The organism is Amycolatopsis sp. NPDC050768 (genome assembly GCF_040654155.1).
Lineage (GTDB): Bacteria > Actinomycetota > Actinomycetes > Mycobacteriales > Pseudonocardiaceae > Amycolatopsis.
This window is the reverse complement of the sequence record NZ_JBFAHL010000015.1, coordinates 202,627-220,750: the sequence shown is the minus strand read 5'-3', so window position 1 is coordinate 220,750 and position 18,124 is coordinate 202,627. Positions and strand designations below refer to the sequence as shown.

The 18,124-nt window shown below is 69.9% G+C and carries 14 protein-coding genes; 5 read left to right on the top strand and 9 right to left on the bottom strand.

The window, feature by feature from the left end; translation table 11 throughout:
* Positions 1-123: 123 nt before the first annotated feature.
* Together acs and AB0H62_RS36345 are read right to left on the bottom strand one after the other, a co-directional pair.
* On the bottom strand, positions 124-2,103 hold the full coding sequence (gene acs / locus AB0H62_RS36350; RefSeq protein ID WP_220244859.1) for an acetate--CoA ligase: 1,980 nt from the start codon (positions 2,101-2,103) through the stop codon (positions 124-126).
* A gap of 94 nt (positions 2,104-2,197) precedes the next feature.
* A complete protein-coding gene (locus AB0H62_RS36345; RefSeq protein WP_220244858.1) occupies positions 2,198-2,779 on the bottom strand; it encodes a GNAT family protein in 582 nt (193 codons plus the stop codon).
* 114 nt (positions 2,780-2,893) lie between these two features.
* Between AB0H62_RS36345 and AB0H62_RS36340 the strand changes: the two genes are divergently transcribed.
* From AB0H62_RS36340 to AB0H62_RS36320, 5 genes are all read left to right on the top strand, one after another.
* Positions 2,894-3,400: a phosphoribosyltransferase gene (locus AB0H62_RS36340; RefSeq protein ID WP_220244857.1), complete on the top strand. Its 507-nt coding sequence runs from the start codon at positions 2,894-2,896 to the stop codon at positions 3,398-3,400.
* Positions 3,397-4,119: an oxidoreductase gene (locus AB0H62_RS36335; protein WP_220244856.1), complete on the top strand. Its 723-nt coding sequence runs from the start codon at positions 3,397-3,399 to the stop codon at positions 4,117-4,119. The genes AB0H62_RS36340 and AB0H62_RS36335 overlap by 4 nt, the downstream gene beginning before the upstream one ends.
* A gap of 88 nt (positions 4,120-4,207) precedes the next feature.
* On the top strand, positions 4,208-4,981 hold the full coding sequence (locus AB0H62_RS36330) for a 3-hydroxybutyrate dehydrogenase (protein ID WP_220244855.1): 774 nt from the start codon (positions 4,208-4,210) through the stop codon (positions 4,979-4,981).
* A gap of 32 nt (positions 4,982-5,013) precedes the next feature.
* The gene (locus AB0H62_RS36325; RefSeq protein WP_360591126.1) at positions 5,014-6,330 is read left to right on the top strand and encodes an MFS transporter; all 1,317 of its coding nucleotides are present in this window, start codon (positions 5,014-5,016) and stop codon (positions 6,328-6,330) included.
* On the top strand, positions 6,327-8,114 hold the full coding sequence (locus AB0H62_RS36320; RefSeq protein WP_360591124.1) for a GAF domain-containing protein: 1,788 nt from the start codon (positions 6,327-6,329) through the stop codon (positions 8,112-8,114). Before AB0H62_RS36325 ends, AB0H62_RS36320 begins: the two co-directional genes overlap by 4 nt.
* On the opposite strand, the gene AB0H62_RS36315 is transcribed toward AB0H62_RS36320, so the two are convergent.
* The 7 genes from AB0H62_RS36315 to AB0H62_RS36285 form a co-directional block, all read right to left on the bottom strand.
* Positions 8,101-9,201: a HoxN/HupN/NixA family nickel/cobalt transporter gene (locus AB0H62_RS36315; RefSeq protein ID WP_220244852.1), complete on the bottom strand. Its 1,101-nt coding sequence runs from the start codon at positions 9,199-9,201 to the stop codon at positions 8,101-8,103. The two genes, AB0H62_RS36320 and AB0H62_RS36315, sit on opposite strands and share 14 nt — an antisense overlap.
* A 177-nt stretch (positions 9,202-9,378) precedes the next feature.
* The gene (gene murQ / locus AB0H62_RS36310) at positions 9,379-10,308 is read right to left on the bottom strand and encodes an N-acetylmuramic acid 6-phosphate etherase (protein WP_220244851.1); all 930 of its coding nucleotides are present in this window, start codon (positions 10,306-10,308) and stop codon (positions 9,379-9,381) included.
* Between the two features lie 17 nt (positions 10,309-10,325).
* Complete coding sequence (locus AB0H62_RS36305; protein WP_255638520.1) at positions 10,326-11,327, bottom strand: MurR/RpiR family transcriptional regulator; 1,002 nt, start codon at positions 11,325-11,327, stop codon at positions 10,326-10,328.
* A 211-nt stretch (positions 11,328-11,538) separates the two neighbouring features.
* Positions 11,539-13,305, bottom strand: coding sequence for a serine hydrolase domain-containing protein (locus AB0H62_RS36300; protein ID WP_220244850.1), 1,767 nt, complete (start codon positions 13,303-13,305; stop codon positions 11,539-11,541).
* An 11-nt stretch (positions 13,306-13,316) separates the two neighbouring features.
* On the bottom strand, positions 13,317-14,576 hold the full coding sequence (locus AB0H62_RS36295; protein WP_220244849.1) for a DUF1343 domain-containing protein: 1,260 nt from the start codon (positions 14,574-14,576) through the stop codon (positions 13,317-13,319).
* Positions 14,573-16,396, bottom strand: a complete 1,824-nt coding sequence (locus AB0H62_RS36290; protein WP_360591121.1) for a glycoside hydrolase family 3 N-terminal domain-containing protein — start codon at positions 16,394-16,396, stop codon at positions 14,573-14,575. The genes AB0H62_RS36295 and AB0H62_RS36290 overlap by 4 nt, the downstream gene beginning before the upstream one ends.
* Before the next feature lie 543 nt (positions 16,397-16,939).
* A complete protein-coding gene (locus AB0H62_RS36285) occupies positions 16,940-17,785 on the bottom strand; it encodes an HAD family hydrolase (RefSeq protein ID WP_220244847.1) in 846 nt (281 codons plus the stop codon).
* Between the last annotated feature and the right edge of the window lie 339 nt (positions 17,786-18,124).

Sequence of the window (18,124 nt, the reverse complement as noted above, 5' to 3'; positions counted from 1 at the left end):
GGTGGGTACAGCGGCACATCTTAGAACATGCGTTCGATGTCCGCCATTCGGGGTAGTCAGCAGGAAAGGGGCCCTCCCGGCGGGAGAGCCCCTTCCTCGCGGACAGAACCTACCTCGCGGTGCCTACTCCTCCTTGCCCGACTGCAGGCCGGAGGAGATCAGGTCCATCACCGACGAGTCCGCGAGCGTCGTGACGTCGCCGATCGCCCGGTTCTCCGCGACGTCGCGCAGCAGGCGGCGCATGATCTTGCCCGAGCGCGTCTTCGGCAGCTCCGGCACGACCATGATCTGGCGCGGCTTCGCGATCGGGCCGATCTCCTTCGCGACGTGGTTGCGCAGCTCCTGCACGGCCTCGTCACCACCATCGACGGCGTTGCCGCGCAGGATCACGAACGCCACGATGCCCTGCCCGGTCGTCGGGTCGGTCGCGCCGACCACGGCCGCCTCGGCCACCGTCGGGTGCGAGACCAGCGCCGACTCGACCTCGGTGGTCGAGATGCGGTGGCCCGACACGTTCATCACGTCGTCGACGCGGCCGAGCAGCCAGATGTCACCGTCGGCGTCGTACTTGGCGCCGTCGCCGGCGAAGTAGAAGCCCTGGGCGGCGAAGCGCGACCAGTACGTCTCGCGGAAGCGCTCCTCGTCGCCCCACACGCCGCGCAGCATGCCCGGCCACGGCTTGTCGAGCACCAGGTACCCGCCGCCGCCCTTGCCGACCTCGTTGCCCTGGTCGTCCACGACCTTCGCCGAGATGCCCGGCAGCGCGCGCTGGGCCGAACCCGGCTTGGTGGACGTGACGCCCGGCAGCGGCGAGATCATGATCCCGCCGGTCTCGGTCTGCCACCACGTGTCGACGATCGGCGCCTTGTTCGCGCCGATGGTCTCGCGGTACCAGATCCACGCCTCGGGGTTGATCGGCTCGCCGACGCTGCCGAGCACGCGCAGCGACGTGAGGTCGTACTTCGCCGGGATCTCCGCGCCCCACTTCATGAACGTGCGGATCAGCGTCGGCGCGGTGTAGTAGATGGAGACCTTGTACTTCTGCACGATCTCCCAGTGCCGGCCCTCGTGCGGGGTGTTCGGCGTGCCTTCGTACACGACCTGCGTGACGCGGTTGGCCAGCGGCCCGTAGACGATGTAGCTGTGGCCGGTGATCCAGCCGATGTCGGCCGTGCACCAGTACACGTCCTCGCCCGGCTTGTGGTCGAACACGTTGTGGTGCGTGTACGCGGCCTGCGTGAGGTAGCCGCCGGAGGTGTGCAGGATGCCCTTCGGGCGCCCGGTGGTGCCGGAGGTGTAGAGGATGAACAGCGGGTGCTCGCTGTCGAACGCCTCGGGCGTGTGCTCGGCCGACTGCCCGTCGACGAGCTCGTGCCACCACAGGTCGCGCCCGTCGGTCCACGGCACCTCGCCCGCGAGGTCGCTGCCGGTGCGGCGGACCACGATGACCTTCTCCACGGTCTCGGCGCCCTCGAGCGCCTCGTCCACATTGGCCTTCATCGCGGCGGCCTTGCCGCGGCGGTACTGGCCGTCGGAGGTGATCACGATCTTCGCCGACGCGTCGTCCACGCGGGCGCGCAGCGCGGTCGGGGAGAAGCCGCCGAACACCACGTTGTGCAGCGCGCCGAGGCGGGCGCACGCGAGCATCGCGAAGATCGCCTCGGGGATCATCTGCAGCTGGATCGCCACGACGTCGCCGGCGGTCACGCCGAGCGAGGTCAGCGCGTTGGCGGCTTTGGAGACCTCGTCCTTCAGCTGCGCGTAGGTGATGTCACGGGTGTCGCCGGGCTCGCCGACCCAGTGGATGGCGACCTGGTCGCCGTGGCCGGACTCGACGTGCCGGTCGACGCAGTTGTAGGCGACGTTGAGCTTGCCGCCGACGAACCACTTCGCGAAGGGCGCATTGGTCCAGTCCAGTACCCGGGTCCACTTCGTGTCCCAGCTCAGGCGCTCGGCCTGCTCGGCCCAGAACTGCTCCCGGTCCGCGTCCGCCTTCTCGTAGGTATCGGCCTTGGCGTTGGCCTGAGCGGCGAACTCGTCGCTCGGTGGGAAGGTGCGGCTCTCGGTGAGCAGGTTGTCCAGCGCTGGGGACTGCTCGGTCATGGTGCAAGGCCTCCTGTAGTGCGAACCCGCGGCTCACGGCACGCTAGCGACGTTAGTCCGCTCACGACAAGGATGCAGCCGTGTGGGCGAGCCCTCAGGCGAGGCGGGCCAGCAGCCGGGCGCGTGCGCCGGGCCATTCAGCTTCCGTCATCGAGTACACCACCGTGTCGCGCGAAGTGCCGTCCGGACGGATCCGGTGGGCCCGCAGCACGCCCTCGCGCAGCGCGCCGAGCCGCTCGATGGCGCGTTGCGAGCGCAGGTTGCGGCTGTCGGTCTCCCATGCCACCCGCTGGGCGCCGAGCACCTCGAAAGCGTTGCGCAGCAACAGGAACTTGGCCTCGGTGTTGAGCCCGGTGCGCTGCCAGCGCGGGCTGATCCAGGTGTGCCCGATCGAGAGGATCCGGTGCTTCGCCGCGACCTGGTAGTACGACGTGGTGCCGGCGACGAGGCCGGTGGCGACGTCGATCTGCGCCCATGCGCGGCGGTCGGGATCGGCTGTGGCGGCTTCGACGAACCGCTCGGCGTCGGCCGAGGTCTCGAACTGCCGGATGCTCAACCAGGCCCAGATCGCGGGATCCTGGCCGACCTCGAACAGGCCCTTCGCGTGGTCCGCGCCGAGGGGCTCGAGGCGCACGTGGGTGCCGGACAGGGTCGGGTGATCGTTCCAGTCGCTCACGAAACCCAAGCTACGGCGTCAAGTGGTCGTGCCCGATAGCCATTTCTCGATCATTTCTCCAGACCACTTTCCGGTTGCTTATGCTCGCGGGAACGACCTAGGAGAGGCATGGGCATGGCTGAAGACGGCGCGGCGCGGGAAGAGCTCACCTGGGAGTTGTTCGGCACCGCCAGCAGGGAGCTCGCCGAGCAGGTCGCCGCCGACGGCTTCGAGCCCGACCTCATCCTCTCCATCGCCCGCGGCGGGCTCTTCGTCGCCGGCGCGCTGGGCTACGCGCTGGACGTGAAGAACCTGCACGTGATGAACGTGGAGTTCTACACCGGCGTCGACCAGCGCCTCGATCTGCCGGTGATGCTGCCGCCGGTGCCGAACGTCGTGGACCTGAGCAACAAGAGGGTGCTCGTCGCCGACGACGTGGCCGACACCGGCGCCACGCTCAAGCTCGTGCGCGACTTCTGCGCCGACCACGTGGCCGACGTGCGCTGTGCCGTGATCTACGAGAAGCCGCATTCGACGGTCACCAGCGAGTACGTGTGGCGCCGCACCGATCGCTGGATCAACTTCCCGTGGTCGGTCCTGCCGCCGGTCGTCAAGCGCGCCGGGCAGGTGCTCGACGCATGAGCGACCCGCTCAAGCCGCTGCTGGAGCTCGCCGGCGTCGCCGCCGCGGCCAAGGCGGCGCAGGACGCGGTGTTCGCCGTGCACCGCCTGCCCGCCAACCTGCGCGGAGGCGCGGAGACGGCCGCCGAGGCGTCGGTGCGCGCCGCGCGAGCGTCGGCCGGCATCGACGGCGCGAACCCCGAACTGCCCGCCGACGGCGCGGTCGCCGACCCCCTGCTCGCCGGCGCCCTGCGCGTGGCCGAGTCGCTGGAACCACTCCTGCCCACCTGGCGGCGCGCGCCGTTGCAGGCGCTGGCCCGCCTGCACGTCCTGGCCGCGGCCGACGTCGTCGAAGATCCCGACACACTCGGCCGGCCCCTTGCCGGAGGCGAGCGCCTGGAGCTGCTGGCCCAGCTCGTCACGGGCGCGACGTCCGTGCCCGGGCCGGTGCTCACGGCCGTGGTGCACGGCGAGCTGCTGGCCCTGCGCCCGTTCGGCTCGGCCGACGGCGTGGTCGCCCGCGCGGCGGCGCGCCTGTCGATGATCGCGACGGGCCTGGACCCGAAGGCGCTGACCGTGCCGGAGGTGGCGTTCTTCCGGCGCGTGCCGAAGTACGTCGAGCTCGCTTCCGGCTTCGCCGCCGGGACGACGGACGGGGTGCGGGAGTGGCTGCTGTTCTGCTGTGAGGCGTTCGAGGCGGGTGCGCGGGAGGCTCGCAGCATTTCGTCCGCCGCCGGTTAGGGCTGTGGTCCGGGCACACTGGATCTTGCCAGGCTGTGGTGGCCGGACACATGGTCGGCGAGGTGGGCGAGACCTAACCTCGTAGCCCATGACCAGTGGGGTACGTCACAGCTCACAGGGCGACCTTGATGGCCGCGTCGCCCTCGTGACCGGCGGTGCGAGCGGAATCGGGCTCGCCTGCGTTCGCGCGTTGGCCGCGGCCGGGGCGAAGGTGCACATCGTCGACCTCGACGCGCGCGGTGCCGAAGCGGCCGCGGCCGAGATCGGCGGCTGGGCGCACGTCGGTGACCTCACCGACCCCGCGGTGATCGACGCGTTGCCCGCCGAGCTGGACGTGCTCGTGAACAACGCCGGGTTCCAGCACGTGGCCGCGCTGCCCGAGTTCCCGCCCGAGCAGTTCGCGCGGATCCAGGCGCTGATGGTGACGGCGCCGTTCCTGCTGATCCGCCGGTCGCTGCCGGCGATGTACGCGCGCGGCTGGGGGCGGATCGTCAACGTCTCCAGCGTGCACGGCCTGCGCGCCAGCCCGTTCAAAGCCGCGTACGTCACGGCGAAACACGCCCTCGAGGGACTGTCCAAAGTGGCCGCTCTCGAGGGCGCGGAGCACGGCGTGACGTCCAACTGCGTCAATCCCGGCTACGTCCGTACGCCGCTCGTCACCGGCCAGATCGACGCGCAGGCCGCCGAGCACGGCCTCGATGCCGACGAGGTAGTGGAGCAGGTGCTGCTGCGGCGCGCGGCGATCAAACGGCTCATCGAACCGGCGGACGTCGCCGACCTCGTGGTGTGGCTGTGCGGCGAGCACGCCGGGCACGTCACGGGCGCGTCGCTGCCCCTGGACGGCGGCTGGTCGGCCGCCTGAACCCCCGTCCCCACAACGAAGTGGAGTGTGCAGTGACAACACCAACCCGGGCCGGCCTGCTGCGCGTGGTCGGCGCGAGCCTGATCGGCACCACCGTGGAGTGGTACGACTTCTTCCTCTACACCTCGGCCGCCGCGCTCGTGTTCAACAAGCTGTTCTTCCCGAACGCCGACCCGCTCACCGGCACGCTGCTCGCACTGCTGACCTACGCGGTCGGCTTCCTCGCTCGACCCGTCGGCGGGCTCGTGTTCGGCCACTTCGGCGACCGCATCGGGCGTAAGCGCCTGCTCGTGGTGAGCCTGGTGATGATGGGCGGCTCGACGTTCCTCATGGGCGTGCTGCCCACGTACGGCGCGGTCGGCGTCCTCGCCCCGATCCTGTTGACGCTGCTGCGGCTCGTGCAGGGCTTCGCGCTCGGCGGCGAGTGGGGTGGCGCGGTGCTGCTCGTGTCCGAGCACGGCGACGACCGCCGGCGCGGTTTCTGGGCGTCGTGGCCGCAGACCGGCGTGCCGGCCGGGAACCTGCTGGCCACGGCGGTGCTGGCGATCCTCGCCTCCGTGCAGTCCGACGCGACGTTCAACGCGTGGGGCTGGCGCATCCCGTTCCTGCTGTCGGGCGTGCTTGTGGCGATCGGGCTGTGGGTGCGGCTGGCCGTCGCGGAGTCGCCGGTGTTCCTCGCCGCGAAGGCCGCGGCCGGGGAGGAGGAAGCCACGCCGATCGTCGACGTGTTCCGCGGGCACCTGCGCGGGCTGGTCGTGACGTTCGGCGCGCGGCTTGCGGAGAACGTGTCGTACTACGTGATCACGGCGTTCATCCTCGTCTACGTCACCACCGGGCTCGGCCTGCCGAAGGCGACCGGGCTCACCGCCGTGCTGGTCGCCTCGGCCGTGCACTTCGTGACGATTCCCTTGTGGGGCTTGCTCTCCGACAAGATCGGCCGCAAGCCGGTGTACTTGTTCGGCGTGGTCGGGATGGCCGCGTGGGCGTTCGGCTTCTTCTGGCTGCTGGACCTGCGCACGACGGGCGCGGTGATCGGTGCGGCGACCATCGGGCTCGTGGTGCACGGCGCGATGTACGGACCGCAGGCGGCGTTCTTCGCCGAGCAGTTCCCCACCCGCGTGCGCTACACGGGCCTTTCGGTGGGCGGGCAGCTGTCGTCGATCGCGGCGGGCGCGATCGCACCGCTCGTCGCCGTGGCGCTGTTCCAGGCGTACCACTCGACGCTGCCGGTTTCGGTCTACGTCGCCGCGATGTGCGTGCTGTCGGTGCTGGCCCTGCTCGGCGCGCGGGAGACGCGCGGTGAATCGCTGGAGGAGGCTCCCGCCGAACGGCGCTCAGTGACAGCATGACCTGTGTGGATCCCTACCGCCGGTTGCTCGAGCTGCTCGCCGCCGGGGCGAGCAGCGAGCAGCTGGCGCACGCCGCGCGCGAGTCCGGCGCCGACGCGACCGAGCTCGCGCTGCGCGTGCGCGAGACGCTCACCGAGCACCAGCGGCGGGAAGCCGAGCTCACGGCGTTGTTCGACACCGCGAGCGACCTCGCGCGGCTGCGTGACCCGGACGCGGTGCTGCGCTCGATCGTGCGGCGGGCGCGGACTCTGCTCGGCGTCGACGTGTCGTACCTGAGCCTGAACGACGAGGCCGCCGGCAAGACCTACATCCGTGTCACGGACGGCTCGGTTTCCGCGTTGTTCCAGCAGATCGTGCTCGGCATGGGCGAGGGGCTCGGCGGGCTCGTGGCCCAGACCGCGCGGCCGTACGCCACCGCGGACTACTTCGCCGACGCGCGCTTCCGCCACACCTCACCCATCGACACCGGCGTGCTGGAGGAGGGCCTCACGGCAATCCTCGGCGTGCCGCTGGCCATCGGCGGCAAGGTGCTGGGCGTGCTCTACGCGTCGGACCGCGCGCCGCGCGAGTTCTCGACGGCGGAGGTCGCGCTGCTGTCGTCGCTGGCCAACCACGCGGCGATCGCCCTGGACAGCGCGCACCTGCTCGACGAGACGCGCCGCTCGGCCGCCGAGCTCAACGCCGTGAACGCGACCATGCGCCGCGCCGACGAAGCCCACGACCGCCTGATGGACCTCGTGCTCCGGGGCGGTGACCTGCCGGAAGTCGCCGCGGAGGTGGCGGGCGTGCTGCGTGGCGAGATCGCCGTCCACGACGCTTCGGGGGACTTGCTGGCGGGCTCGTTGCTGTCGTTCGACGCGCCGGCGGTGGCTTCTTCGCGCGGCAGCGGGCGCGCGGAGTCCACATCGGACACCTGGGTGTGCGCGGTGCGGGCCGGTCAGGAGCTGCTGGGCAGCCTCACGCTGGCGGGCCGGCCGGAGCTGGCGGGTGCGGACCGGCGGTTGTTCGAGCGCGCGGCCGTGGTCACGGCGTTGCTGCTGATGCTGCGCCGGTCCGTCGCGCAGGCCGAGGACGAGGTGCGCGGCGAGCTGCTCACGGACCTGCTGACGGCACCGGCGCGCAACCCGGCCTCGCTGACGGCCCGCGCGCGGCGGCTGGGTGTCGACTTGTCGGCGCCGCACGTGGTGTTCGTCGCCCACGCGCCCGGGATTTCCCGCCGTGGCCTCGCATCGGCTTGCGCGCGGTACGGCGACCTGGTGGGTGTGCACGCGGAACAGGTGGTCGCGCTCGCGCCGGACGGTGTCGGGGCGGCCAAGGTGGCCCGTGAGCTTCAGTCCGTTGTGGACTGTCCGGTGACGGTCGGTGCCGCCGGCCCCGCGAAGGGTCCCGCCGCGCTCGCCCACGCGTACGCCGAGGCGGTTCGTTGCGTCAGCACGCTGCTCGCCCTGGGTCGCGAAGGCGACGGCGCGGCGATGGCCGAGCTGGGCTTCCTCGGTGTGCTACTGGGCCGCCACGCCGACCTGCCCGCCTACGTCACGGCCACGCTCGGCCCGGTCCTGGACTACGACTCCCGCCGCGGCACCGACCTCGTCGGCACGCTGCGCGCGTACTTCGCGGCCGGCGGCAACCTGGCGCGCGCCAAGGACGAGCTGCACGTCCACGTGAACACCGTGGTGCAGCGCCTCGACCGCGTCTCCGCGCTGCTGGGCGACGACTGGCGCGAGCCGGAACGCGCGTTGGAGATCCAGCTCGCGCTGCGCGTCGCGCGGCTCAGTGGTCAGTGAGCCGCGCCGACCACTTCTCCTCGATGCGCCCGAACCGCCACACGGCGAGCGCGACCAGCCACGTGAGGATGAACAGCCCGACGATCGCGAACCCGACGTAGTCGAGGTTGACCTCGGCGATGGTGGCGAGCGGCCCGTGCGTGATGTCGAGCTGCTCGGCGAGGATCGACACGAGCTCGATCGTGCCGATGACCAGCGCCACCGCCACGGACAGCGCGGTGACGGTGATGTTGTAGTAGACCTTCCGGATCGGGCGCGAAAACGCCCAGCCGTAGGCGAAGTTCATGAACACCCCGTCGGCGGCGTCGAACAGGCTCATGCCCGCGGCGAAGAGCACGGGCAGCACGAGGATCGCGTACCAGGGCAGTGCGAACGCCGCCGCGCCGGCCGCGAGGACCAGCAGCCCGATCTCCGTCGCGGTGTCGAACCCGAGTCCGAAAAGGACACCGACGGGGTAGATGTGCCACGGCTTGCGCACGGCCTTCGTCGCGCCGCGCAGCAGGCGATTCATGAAGCCACGCTTGTCGAGTTGGCGTTCCAGCGCGGCTTCGTCCAGCTCACCGCGGCGCATCCGCGCGAAAACCCGGAGGATCCCGACGAGCGCCACGAGGTTGATGATCCCGATCAAATAAAGGAAAACGCCTGAAACCGACGTACCGATGAGGCCGGTGGTCTGGTGCAGCGCCGACGAGTCGTCCTCGAGCTGCCCGGCGACCGCGCGCACGCCCAGCGAGAGCAGCAGGCAGAGGCCGAACACGATCGTCGAGTGCCCCAGCGAGAACCAGAACCCGACCGACAGCGGCCGCTGGCCCTCGGCCATCAGCTTGCGCGTGGTGTTGTCGATCGCCGCGATGTGGTCCGCGTCGAACGCGTGGCGCATGCCGAGCGTGAACGCCGTGACCCCCAACCCGATCCCGAACACGCCCGACGCCCCCAGGTCGTAGTGGTGCGGCGCGATGAACAGCACGAGCACGCCCCAGCCCACGAGGTTCAGCAGCAGGATCACCGCCGCCATCCCGGAGAGCGACCCCCACTCTCGCCTCGACAGCGGCTGCCTGGCGCGGGTCGGTTCCTTCACCCCGGTCATCGACCTGCCCTCCCTCGCAGACAACACCTGAGAGGTTAGGCAGGTGAACAGGTGAACCGCAATAAGCGCAGGTTCACAAAAGAGCCCCTCACCAGGAGATGAGGGGCTCTTCGTCCGTTTCAAGCAAGGTGCTTGCGCTCCCCGCAGAGCTCAAGCAGTCGTATTTACCGGGACAACTCAACCCGCGCGCAAGTGCAGCGAGGCGAGTGCCTTGCGGACGTGGCCGCCGCTGGCCGCCAGCGCCGCCGCGGAGCGTTCGACGTCGGAGCCCGACAGCAGGTGCACGAGGGCCGTCTTGAGGTCGCCACCGGCCTCGGTCAGGGCGTCGGAGCAGTCGGCCATGGTCAGGCCCGTGGCTTCCTGCAGGATGCGGATCGTGCGGCCGCGCAGCTTCGCGTTCGTGGCCCGCATGCTGACCATCAGGTTCGAGTAGGTCTTCCCCAGCTTGATCATCGTGGCCGTGGAGAACGCCGTGAGGATCAGCTTCTGCGCCGTGCCCGCCTTCATCCGGGTCGAGCCGGCGATCACCTCCGGGCCGGTGGCCACGGCGATGAGCACGTCGACGCCGGCCGGCTTCGACGCGCGCGGGTTGGCCGAGACCAGCCCCGTGTGCGCGCCGAGGCGGCTCGACGCCTCGAGCGCGCCGAGTACGAACGGCGTGCGCCCGGAGGCGGCGAGGCCGAGCACGAAGTCGCCCGGCTGCACCACGGCAGCGAGCTCGGCCGCGCCGGCCTCGTCGTTGTCCTCGGCGTTCTCCACCGCCTGCCGCAGGGCCTTCTCGCCGCCCGCGTGGTGCGCGACGAAGAGGTCCGGCGGCACGTTGAACGTCGGCACGAGCTCGGCCGCGTCCAGCGTCGCCAGGCGGCCTGACGTGCCCGCCCCGACGTAGTGCACGCGGCCGCCGCCCCGCAGGGCTTCCACGGCGTAGTCGACCGCGCGCGCCAGCTGCGGCAGCACCGCGGCCACCGCGTCGGGCACCCGGCGGTCCTCGGCGTTGATGGCGCTGAGGATCCCCATGGTGGACATCAGGTCGATGTCCACCGTGCGGGGGTTGCGCTGCTCGGTCGGCGAATCGACGTGTACCGCCTGCGTGGGGACGGACATCATGCGCCTCGTTTCTCGGTTCACTTACCGGTTTCCCGCGGACGGCGGCGACCGTCGGGCCTGACCCCGAGCCGGTGCGAGCCGACCGCGTCCCTCGTCGCGTCCAGCGCGCTGACGGAGGCGTCCATGTGCCGCTGCGCGACCCCGATGAACAGGCAGTCGATCACGGTGAGCTGAGCGATGCGGCTCGCCGTGGCCCCGGAACGGAAGGTGGTTTCGCGCGCGGCCGTGGTGAGCACGTGGTCGGCGACCTCCGTGATCGGCGAGCGCGGGAAGTTCGTGACCGCGACGGTGACCGCGCCGTGCTCGCGCGCGACCCGCAGGGCCTCCACGGTGTCGGTGGTCGCGCCCGTGTGGGAGACGCCGATCGCGACGTCGCCGGGGCTGAGGACCGCGGCCGAGGTGAGCATGATGTGCGTGTCGGACCACGAGAAGCTCACGCGGCCGATGCGGTGCAGCTTCTGCTGCAGGTCGGCGGCCACGAAGGCGCTCGCGCCCACGCCGTAGACGTCCACGCGGCCGGCTTCGGCCAAGAGGTCGATCACGCGCTGCATCGTCGCGACGTCGAGCTGGTCGGCCGTCTCCTCGACGGCGCGCGCGTCGGCGAAGCTGACCTTGCCGATCACGGCCGCGAGGTCGTCCTCCGGGCTGATCTCGCCGCCGAGGTTGCGCGTGGTTCTCGCCTCGGTGCGCGCGGTGTCCGCGGCCAGCGCGATGCGCAGCTGCGGGTACCCGCCGACGCCGACGGCCTTGCAGAACCGCGTGACCGTGGTCTCGCTGGTGCTGGCGGCGAGGGCGACCTCGGTGATGCTCCGGCGCGCGACCGTCGCGGGGTCCTCCAGCACCACCTTCGCCACCCGCTGCTCGGCGCGGGCGAGCCCTGGCAGCAGCGAGCGGATGCGGACCAGCGGGCTCGCATCGGCGTCACGCACAGTGGCCTGAGCTGGGGTTTGCTCGGACGGTGCCGGGATGGTTACGGAATCGGCATCGTCCACCGTCGGAAAGTTACTAACCGTTGGCATTTGCGACAAGGCTACCCACATCCTTCGGCAGGATCGCAACCCGTCCGTGTCTGCGGACTTCGTTTTGCGATTAATCGTTGACCAGAAAGTCGCTAACCAGGTCGACCTTGTTAACGAGCTCAAGCTAACGACTTGGCAACTTAGTGTCGCCCCGCAAAAGGCTTCGGATCGCTGAGTGGGAGGGCCAGTTCGGCGCTGCGCGACAGCCCGGTCACCGAGCGCTCAAAATCCACCCGGTCGCGGTGAGTGCCGACGGATTCCGCTCACCATCGAGAACTGTCCGGCCGCGTTCGGTGACTTTCACACCGTCGACAGAAACTCCGCGTCCGGTGTAACTCGCGTCGGTGTTGTAACGCCAGCGCAGGGTCGTAACGCTCGAGGCCGGTACTTCTGCCGTCACGCGCCACCAGGCACGGTGTCCGTGGCCTGAGAGCGACGTCACCTGTCCGGGGGGTGTGCCTGCTCCGTTTGCATGAACGGCGACTGGTTGCCAATTGACGCCGTCCGAGGACGATTCCAGCTGAAGTGGATCAGTCGGACCTTCCGTATCCACAAAGGCGTAGAAGGAGACCTGCAGAGGGCCGCCGGATCGCGGTGTCAAGGGCTGCGTACTCAGCGTAGCCGTCGACTTGTCGCCGAGGCCCGCGAACCACGCGTCGCGGCCCTGAACGGGCTTCACGGCCATGGCTTGGGCCAGCGATGTGGCCCAGACCTGGCGGGCCGTGTTGATGGAGCCCCAGTTACGACTCGGGTGCACTCGGTTGGTCAGCAACAACGCGAACGACCGCGATTCCGGGTCGATGACCAGCGTCGTCCCGGTGAATCCGGTGTGGCCCGCCGTCACCGGTGAGGAAAGCGCACCCATGTACCAGGGCTGGTCGAGCTCGAACCCGAGGCCGTGGGCGTCGTCGGGGAAGCGCTGGTTGTAGTTGGTCAGCATCGTCTCGACGGTGTCCGGCCGCAGGATGCGCTTGCCCCGGTAAGTGCCGCCGTTGAGGATCGTCTGGCAGAGGATCGCCAGGTCGCTCGCGGTGGAGAACACGCCGGCGTGCCCGGCGACGCCGCCGAGGGACCACGCGTTCTCGTCGTGCACCTGGCCGCGCACGAGCCCGCGTGGCGGGTCGGCCTCGTACTCGGTCGCGGCGACGCGGTTCAGCTTCGACGCGGGCGGGTTGTAGCCGGTGTCGACCATGCCCAGCGGCGCGGTGATGCGGTCGTGCACCACTTTGTCCAGCGTCTGCCCGGTGAGCTTCTCGATGACGAAGCCGAGGGTGAGCATGTTGAGGTCGGAGTAGAGATAAGTCGTGCCCGGCGCGTTCTTCAGCGGGCTGTCGAGCACGGCCTTGCGGCGTGACGGGATGTCCGGATAGCCCTGCCACAGCGACGGCACGGGGTCGGCGTCGAAGCCGGACGTGTGCGTGAGCAGCTGCTCGATCGTCACGGCTTCCTTGCCGTTCACGCCGAACTCGGGCAGGTAGCGCACGACGGGTGCGTTGACGTCGAGTTTGCCCTGCTCCACCAGCTGCAGCGCGGCGATCGAGGTGAACAGCTTCGAGACCGACGCCATGTCGAAGATCGTGTCGTTCCGCATCGGGACCTGCTGGTCCTTCGGCAGCTCGGTACCCGCCGCGTCGGCGTACCTCAGCGCGCCGCCGACGGCGTAGCGGTCGACGACCACGCCGTCGTGGGCGAGCAGGCCGACGGCGCCGGAGAAGTGCGGGTGGCCGGACGCGTCGGGCTGCGTCCAGCTCGCCAGGAACTGCTCGGCGGACTTGATCGGTCCGGCGTCGAGTCCGACGTCGGACGGCTTGCCTTCGCGCAACGTCGTCGGCGGCGCCGCGAAGCCGTGTCGCACCACGTCGAAGCGCCCGGCGAGCGGGTCGTGCTGCGTCGTGGTGGCGATGGCGGCGGCTCCTGCGGTCGACGTTGCCGCGACCAGCACAACGACCGTCGCGGCGAGCACCTTCCTAGCACGCATGACCGCTCTCCTCAGCGATAGATCAGGTAAGGCCGGCGTTTGCGGTCGAACGCGGCGAGCTCGGCGCGCCAGGCGCCGGTGACCTCGTCGACCCCGGCGCCGGCGTCGATCATGGTGCGCAGCCGGTCGGAACCCGACAGCAAGTCGATGGCGTGGTCGGGCCGCCAGCCAAACGTTTGCGGCGCGACCTGCTTCGCGGTCACGAGCATCGCGACGGCCGTGGTGATCGCGTCGAACGCTCCTCGATCGGTCACGGTGAGCTGCACGCCGCCGCAGGTCTCGTTCACGAACTTGCTGAACGTGGGGACGAAGTACGTCTCACGGAAGCGCGCGCCCGGCAGGTCGAGCGCTTCGAGCTTGTCGCGCCAGTGCCAGTCGACGCCCGGAGCGCCGATGATCTCGAACGGCCGCGTGGTGCCACGGCCCTCCGCGAACAGCGTGCCTTCGAACAGGCAGGTGCCGGGGTAGACGATCGCGGTGTCCGGCGTCGGCATGTTCGGGCTCGGCATGACCCAGTCGAGACCGGTTTCGGCGAAGAGCATGTCTCGCCGCCAGCCGCGGACTTCGACGACGTCCAGCTTCACCGGCTTCACGCCTTCGCCGGGCAGGAACTCGGAATTGAACAGCCGCGCCAGCTCGCCGACAGTCATGCCGTGCTGCTGCGCGATCGGCTTGCGGCCGACGCCGGAGGCGAACTTCGGGTCGAGCACCGGGCCGGCGAGGCGGCCGCCGATCGGGTTCGGCCGGTCGAGCACCACGAACGCCGCGCCGACCTTCGCCGCCGCGACCATCGCCGTGTAGAGCGACCAGATGTAGGTGTAGAAGCGGGCGCCGACGTCGGCGATGTCGAACACGACGGTGTCGAGGCCGGCCTTGGTGAACAGTGTCGCGAGCTTTGCCGCGTCGGCGCCGTACGCGTCGTACACGGGGATGCCGGTGCGCGGATCCGTGTAGTCGCCTTCGGAACCGCCGGCCTGCGCGCTGCCGCGGAAGCCGTGCTCGGGGCCGAAGGCGGCGACGGGGCGGACCCCGGCGGCGACCATGTCGTCGACGATGTGGTCGCCGCTCGCGAGCACGCCGGTCGGGTTGGACAGCACCCCGAGCTTACGGCCGGAGAGCGGGCGCCAGTGCTGGGCGGCGAGTTGTTCGGCGCCGGTGAGCACTTTTTGGTGGTGCGCTGCCGGTGTTGCTTGCGCGACGGCCGAGCCGCCCGCGAGCACCGGGACGGCGAGCGCGGGGACGGCGAGGAACTTCCTGCGGTTGATGTTCACCAGCTCAGCCCGTGTCCGAAGGGGTACTTGACGGTGTTCACGTCGGCGCCCGCGGGGACGTCGACGGGCAGCTTGCCGCTCGGCTTCGTCTCGCCGAGCACGACCTTCGCGAGCGCCTCGAGCGACGGCGTGATGTAGCCGTAGGTCGCGAGCCACGTGGGCACGGGGTTGGCGTACCCGGCGTCGTACGGGATCTGCGCGGCGACCGCGACCACGGGCTTGCCGGTGCCCATCAACGACTGCAAAAGCTTATTCTGCAAGGGAAATCCGCCGAGGTTGTTCGTGAGCACCACGACGAGGTCGGTCTTCGCGGCGGCCGCGGCGGCCTGGGCGATGAGGTCGTCCGACGGGGTCTGCCCGGTCTGCAACGCGGTCGCCTGGGTGCCGTGGGCGGTGAGGCGGTCGGCGAGCGTCTGAGTGCTGGCCACGCCCCAGCCGGTGACGAGCGCGGTGGCGGGCTTCTGCTTGAGCGGCAGCACACCCGCGTCGTTGGCGATCGCGGTGATCGAGCGGTCGGCGATGCCCTGCGCGGTGGCGAGGTGCGCCGGCGTGCCGACCTTCTTGGCGACGAGCGCCGGGTTGTCGAACGGCGCGGTGAGGATGCCGCGCTTGAGCTTCAGCTTGAGCACCCGCAGCACGCTCTGGTCGATCCGCTGCATCGGCAGGTCGCCGGACTTCACGGCGGAGATCACGGAGTTGATCGCGACGTCGAGGTGCACCGGCATGAGCAGCTGGTCGATGCCGGCTTTCAGTGCCAGCACAGGGATTTCGGCGTCGCTGTGGAGCTCGCGCACTCCCTGCATCTCCAGCGCGTCGGTGATCACCACGCCGTCGTAACCCAGTTCGTTGCGCAGCTTGCCGGTGATGATCGGCTTCGACAGCGTGGCCGGCTCACCCGACGGGTCGAGGCTCGGGAACTGGATGTGGGCGCTCATGATCGAGTCGATGCCCGCGGCGATGGCGGCCTTGAACGGGGGCACGTCGATCTTGCGCCACTCGTCCTCGGTGCGGTCGATGCGTGGCAGGCCGGTGTGGCTGTCGGTGGCGGCGTCGCCGTGGCCGGGGAAGTGTTTTGCCGTGGAGGAAACGGTTTCGAAGGACGGGCCGGAGTTCTGGTAGCCCTTGACCTCGGCCGTCACGAACTGGCTCGCGAGCCCCGGCTGGCCGGCGAACGAGCGCACGCCGATCACCGGGTTGGCCGGGTTGGAGTTCACATCGGAGTCGGGCGCGAAGTCCTGGTTGATGCCGACGGCGCGCAGTTCGTGGCCGATGATCGTGGCCGCCTGCGTCGCGCTGTCGGTGCTGCGGCCGGCGGCGATGGCCATGGAGTTGGGGAACTCCGTGGCCGGAGCGCCCATCCGGGTGACAGTGCCGCCCTCCTGGTCAGTGCCGATCTGCAACGGGATGTGGGCGCCGCTGGAGATCGCGGCCTGCTGCAGGCCGTTGGAGAGCTTCGCGACCTGCGTCGGGGTGTCGAAGTTGTCGCGGGTGTCGTTGTTGAAGTAGATGACGCCGCCGAGGTGGTACTTGCGGACGACCTCGGCGGGCGTGTCGACGCCGAAGTCCGTCTGGTTCTTGGGGTTGACCTCATCGGCGGACTTGCCGTTCACCCAGGTGACGAACAGCTGCCCGACTTTTTCCTCGAGGCTGAGGCCGCGGAGCGCCTGCTGGGCGGCGGCGTCGAGAGACGTCATCGCTTTCGCGTCCGGTGTGCTGCCTGAAGCGGTCGCGCCGATTCCGGCGACGGCGAGGAGCCCCGCGAGGGGGACGGCGAGCGCATGGATCCTCCGCGGGCGCGTACGCGCGAGTCGGGTCGTCACGAAAGGGCCTCCCAGTGTCGTGCGCCGCGGGTGGTGAGAAGTCCACCTGGCGGCGCCGGTATCGGGAAGCTACTCACCGGCTTGGGCGTTGTCCATCGGCCGAGCGCAGGAACGTGGGGTTTCACCTGGGAATTTGTGGTGGAAACACTGGCGGCGCCCGTCGGCCGAAGCCGGCGGGCGCCGCCTGCAAGCGCGGAACATCTCGGGCGACCAAGCGTGCAACTCTGGTCGTACCTTCATGGACTCGGCGTCCGGCGTCCCGGTACGCAGTCCCTAGACGACGAGCCTCCCGCGGCGCGCTGCGCGTGGGTACCCGGAGTCCGCGCACGGAGGTTGCCCGGGGTGACAGAGGCTTCTCTTCTACCTCTGCCCTGGCCGGCTCAACGTCCGCACCTACTTTCTACGCCGTGAGCCCGGTCACTTCAAGAGCGTGGACGGGTGCACCGGTAAAAGAGGCTCGATCCGGTGATGCACACACCCTGAGCAACGGCCGATTCCGCTCTACGCTTAAGAAAACGGGTCCCGGTACCGCCGTGTGGGTGCCTAGCGCGGGGGCGTTCGGAACCGTCGGCGACGACTCAGGCTGTACCAGGTGGCGCCCGCCGCGAAGGCGCCCACGCCGAGCGCGACCATGCCCGCGGAACGGGCGGGGATCCGGCTGCGCAGTGACATCGGGCGTTCGAACGTGAGGATCGGCCACCCGCGTTCGCCGGCTTCGCGCCGCAGGAGCTTGTCGGGGTTCACGGCGTGCGGGTGGCCGACGGTCTCCAGGAGCGGAATGTCGGTGCTCGAATCGGTGTAGGCGAAGCACTCGGCGAGGTCGTACCCGTACGTCGCGGAGAGCTGCTTCGCGGCGACGGCTTTGTTGTCGCCGTAGCAGTAGAAGGCGACTTCGCCGGTGTAGCGCCCGTCGGCGATCTCCATGCGCGTGGCGACGCAACGCGTGGCGCCGAGCATCGCGGCGACGGGTGCGGCGACCTCTTCACCGGTGGCGGAGAGGACGACGACGTCGTGGCCGTCGGCGAGGTGGCGGTTGATGAGATCGGTGGCCTCGACGTACACGAGGGGGTCCACCACGTCGTGGAGCGTTTCTCGCACGATCGCGGAAACCTGGGCGACATCCCAGCCGGCGCAGAGCTTCGAAACCTCGGCGCGCATGCGTTCGGTCTTGTCGGCGTCGGCACCTGCTAGGGAGAAGACGAGTTGTGCGTACGCACTACGTAAAGCGGCTCGGCGGTTGATCAGCCCTTCTCTGAGTAATGGTTTGCTGAACGCCAGCGCGCTGGAAGAAGCGATGATGGTCTTGTCGAGATCGAAGAACGCGGCGACGGCTCGCCGGGGTTCTTCGGGGTGGGATTCGCGCGGCGGCGCGGTGCTGGGTTCGGCCACGTGATCAGGATAGGAGAAGCGGCGCCCGCGTACTCGCGTTGATCGAACACCGGCGCGCCCGCCCGGCGGAAAATCCATGACAGGACACTACATCCGGCTTTGGATGCCGTTACCGAATCGTAGGTGTCGATTGCGGCGCCAACCGGTGCCCGGGGGAGTTACAGTGTGGGAACCCGGTGTCCAACCGGGCCGGTTCAGTCCGACCCCCCGGGGCTGAACCCACCGGCGGCCCTCGTCCCTCCCCCCTGGCGAGGGCCGCCCTCTTTTCTGGGGGTAGTGCATTTCTTCCTCCGCGTTCGCGGATCGCCAGGATGTTTTTCGTGGCAATTACGAGATTGC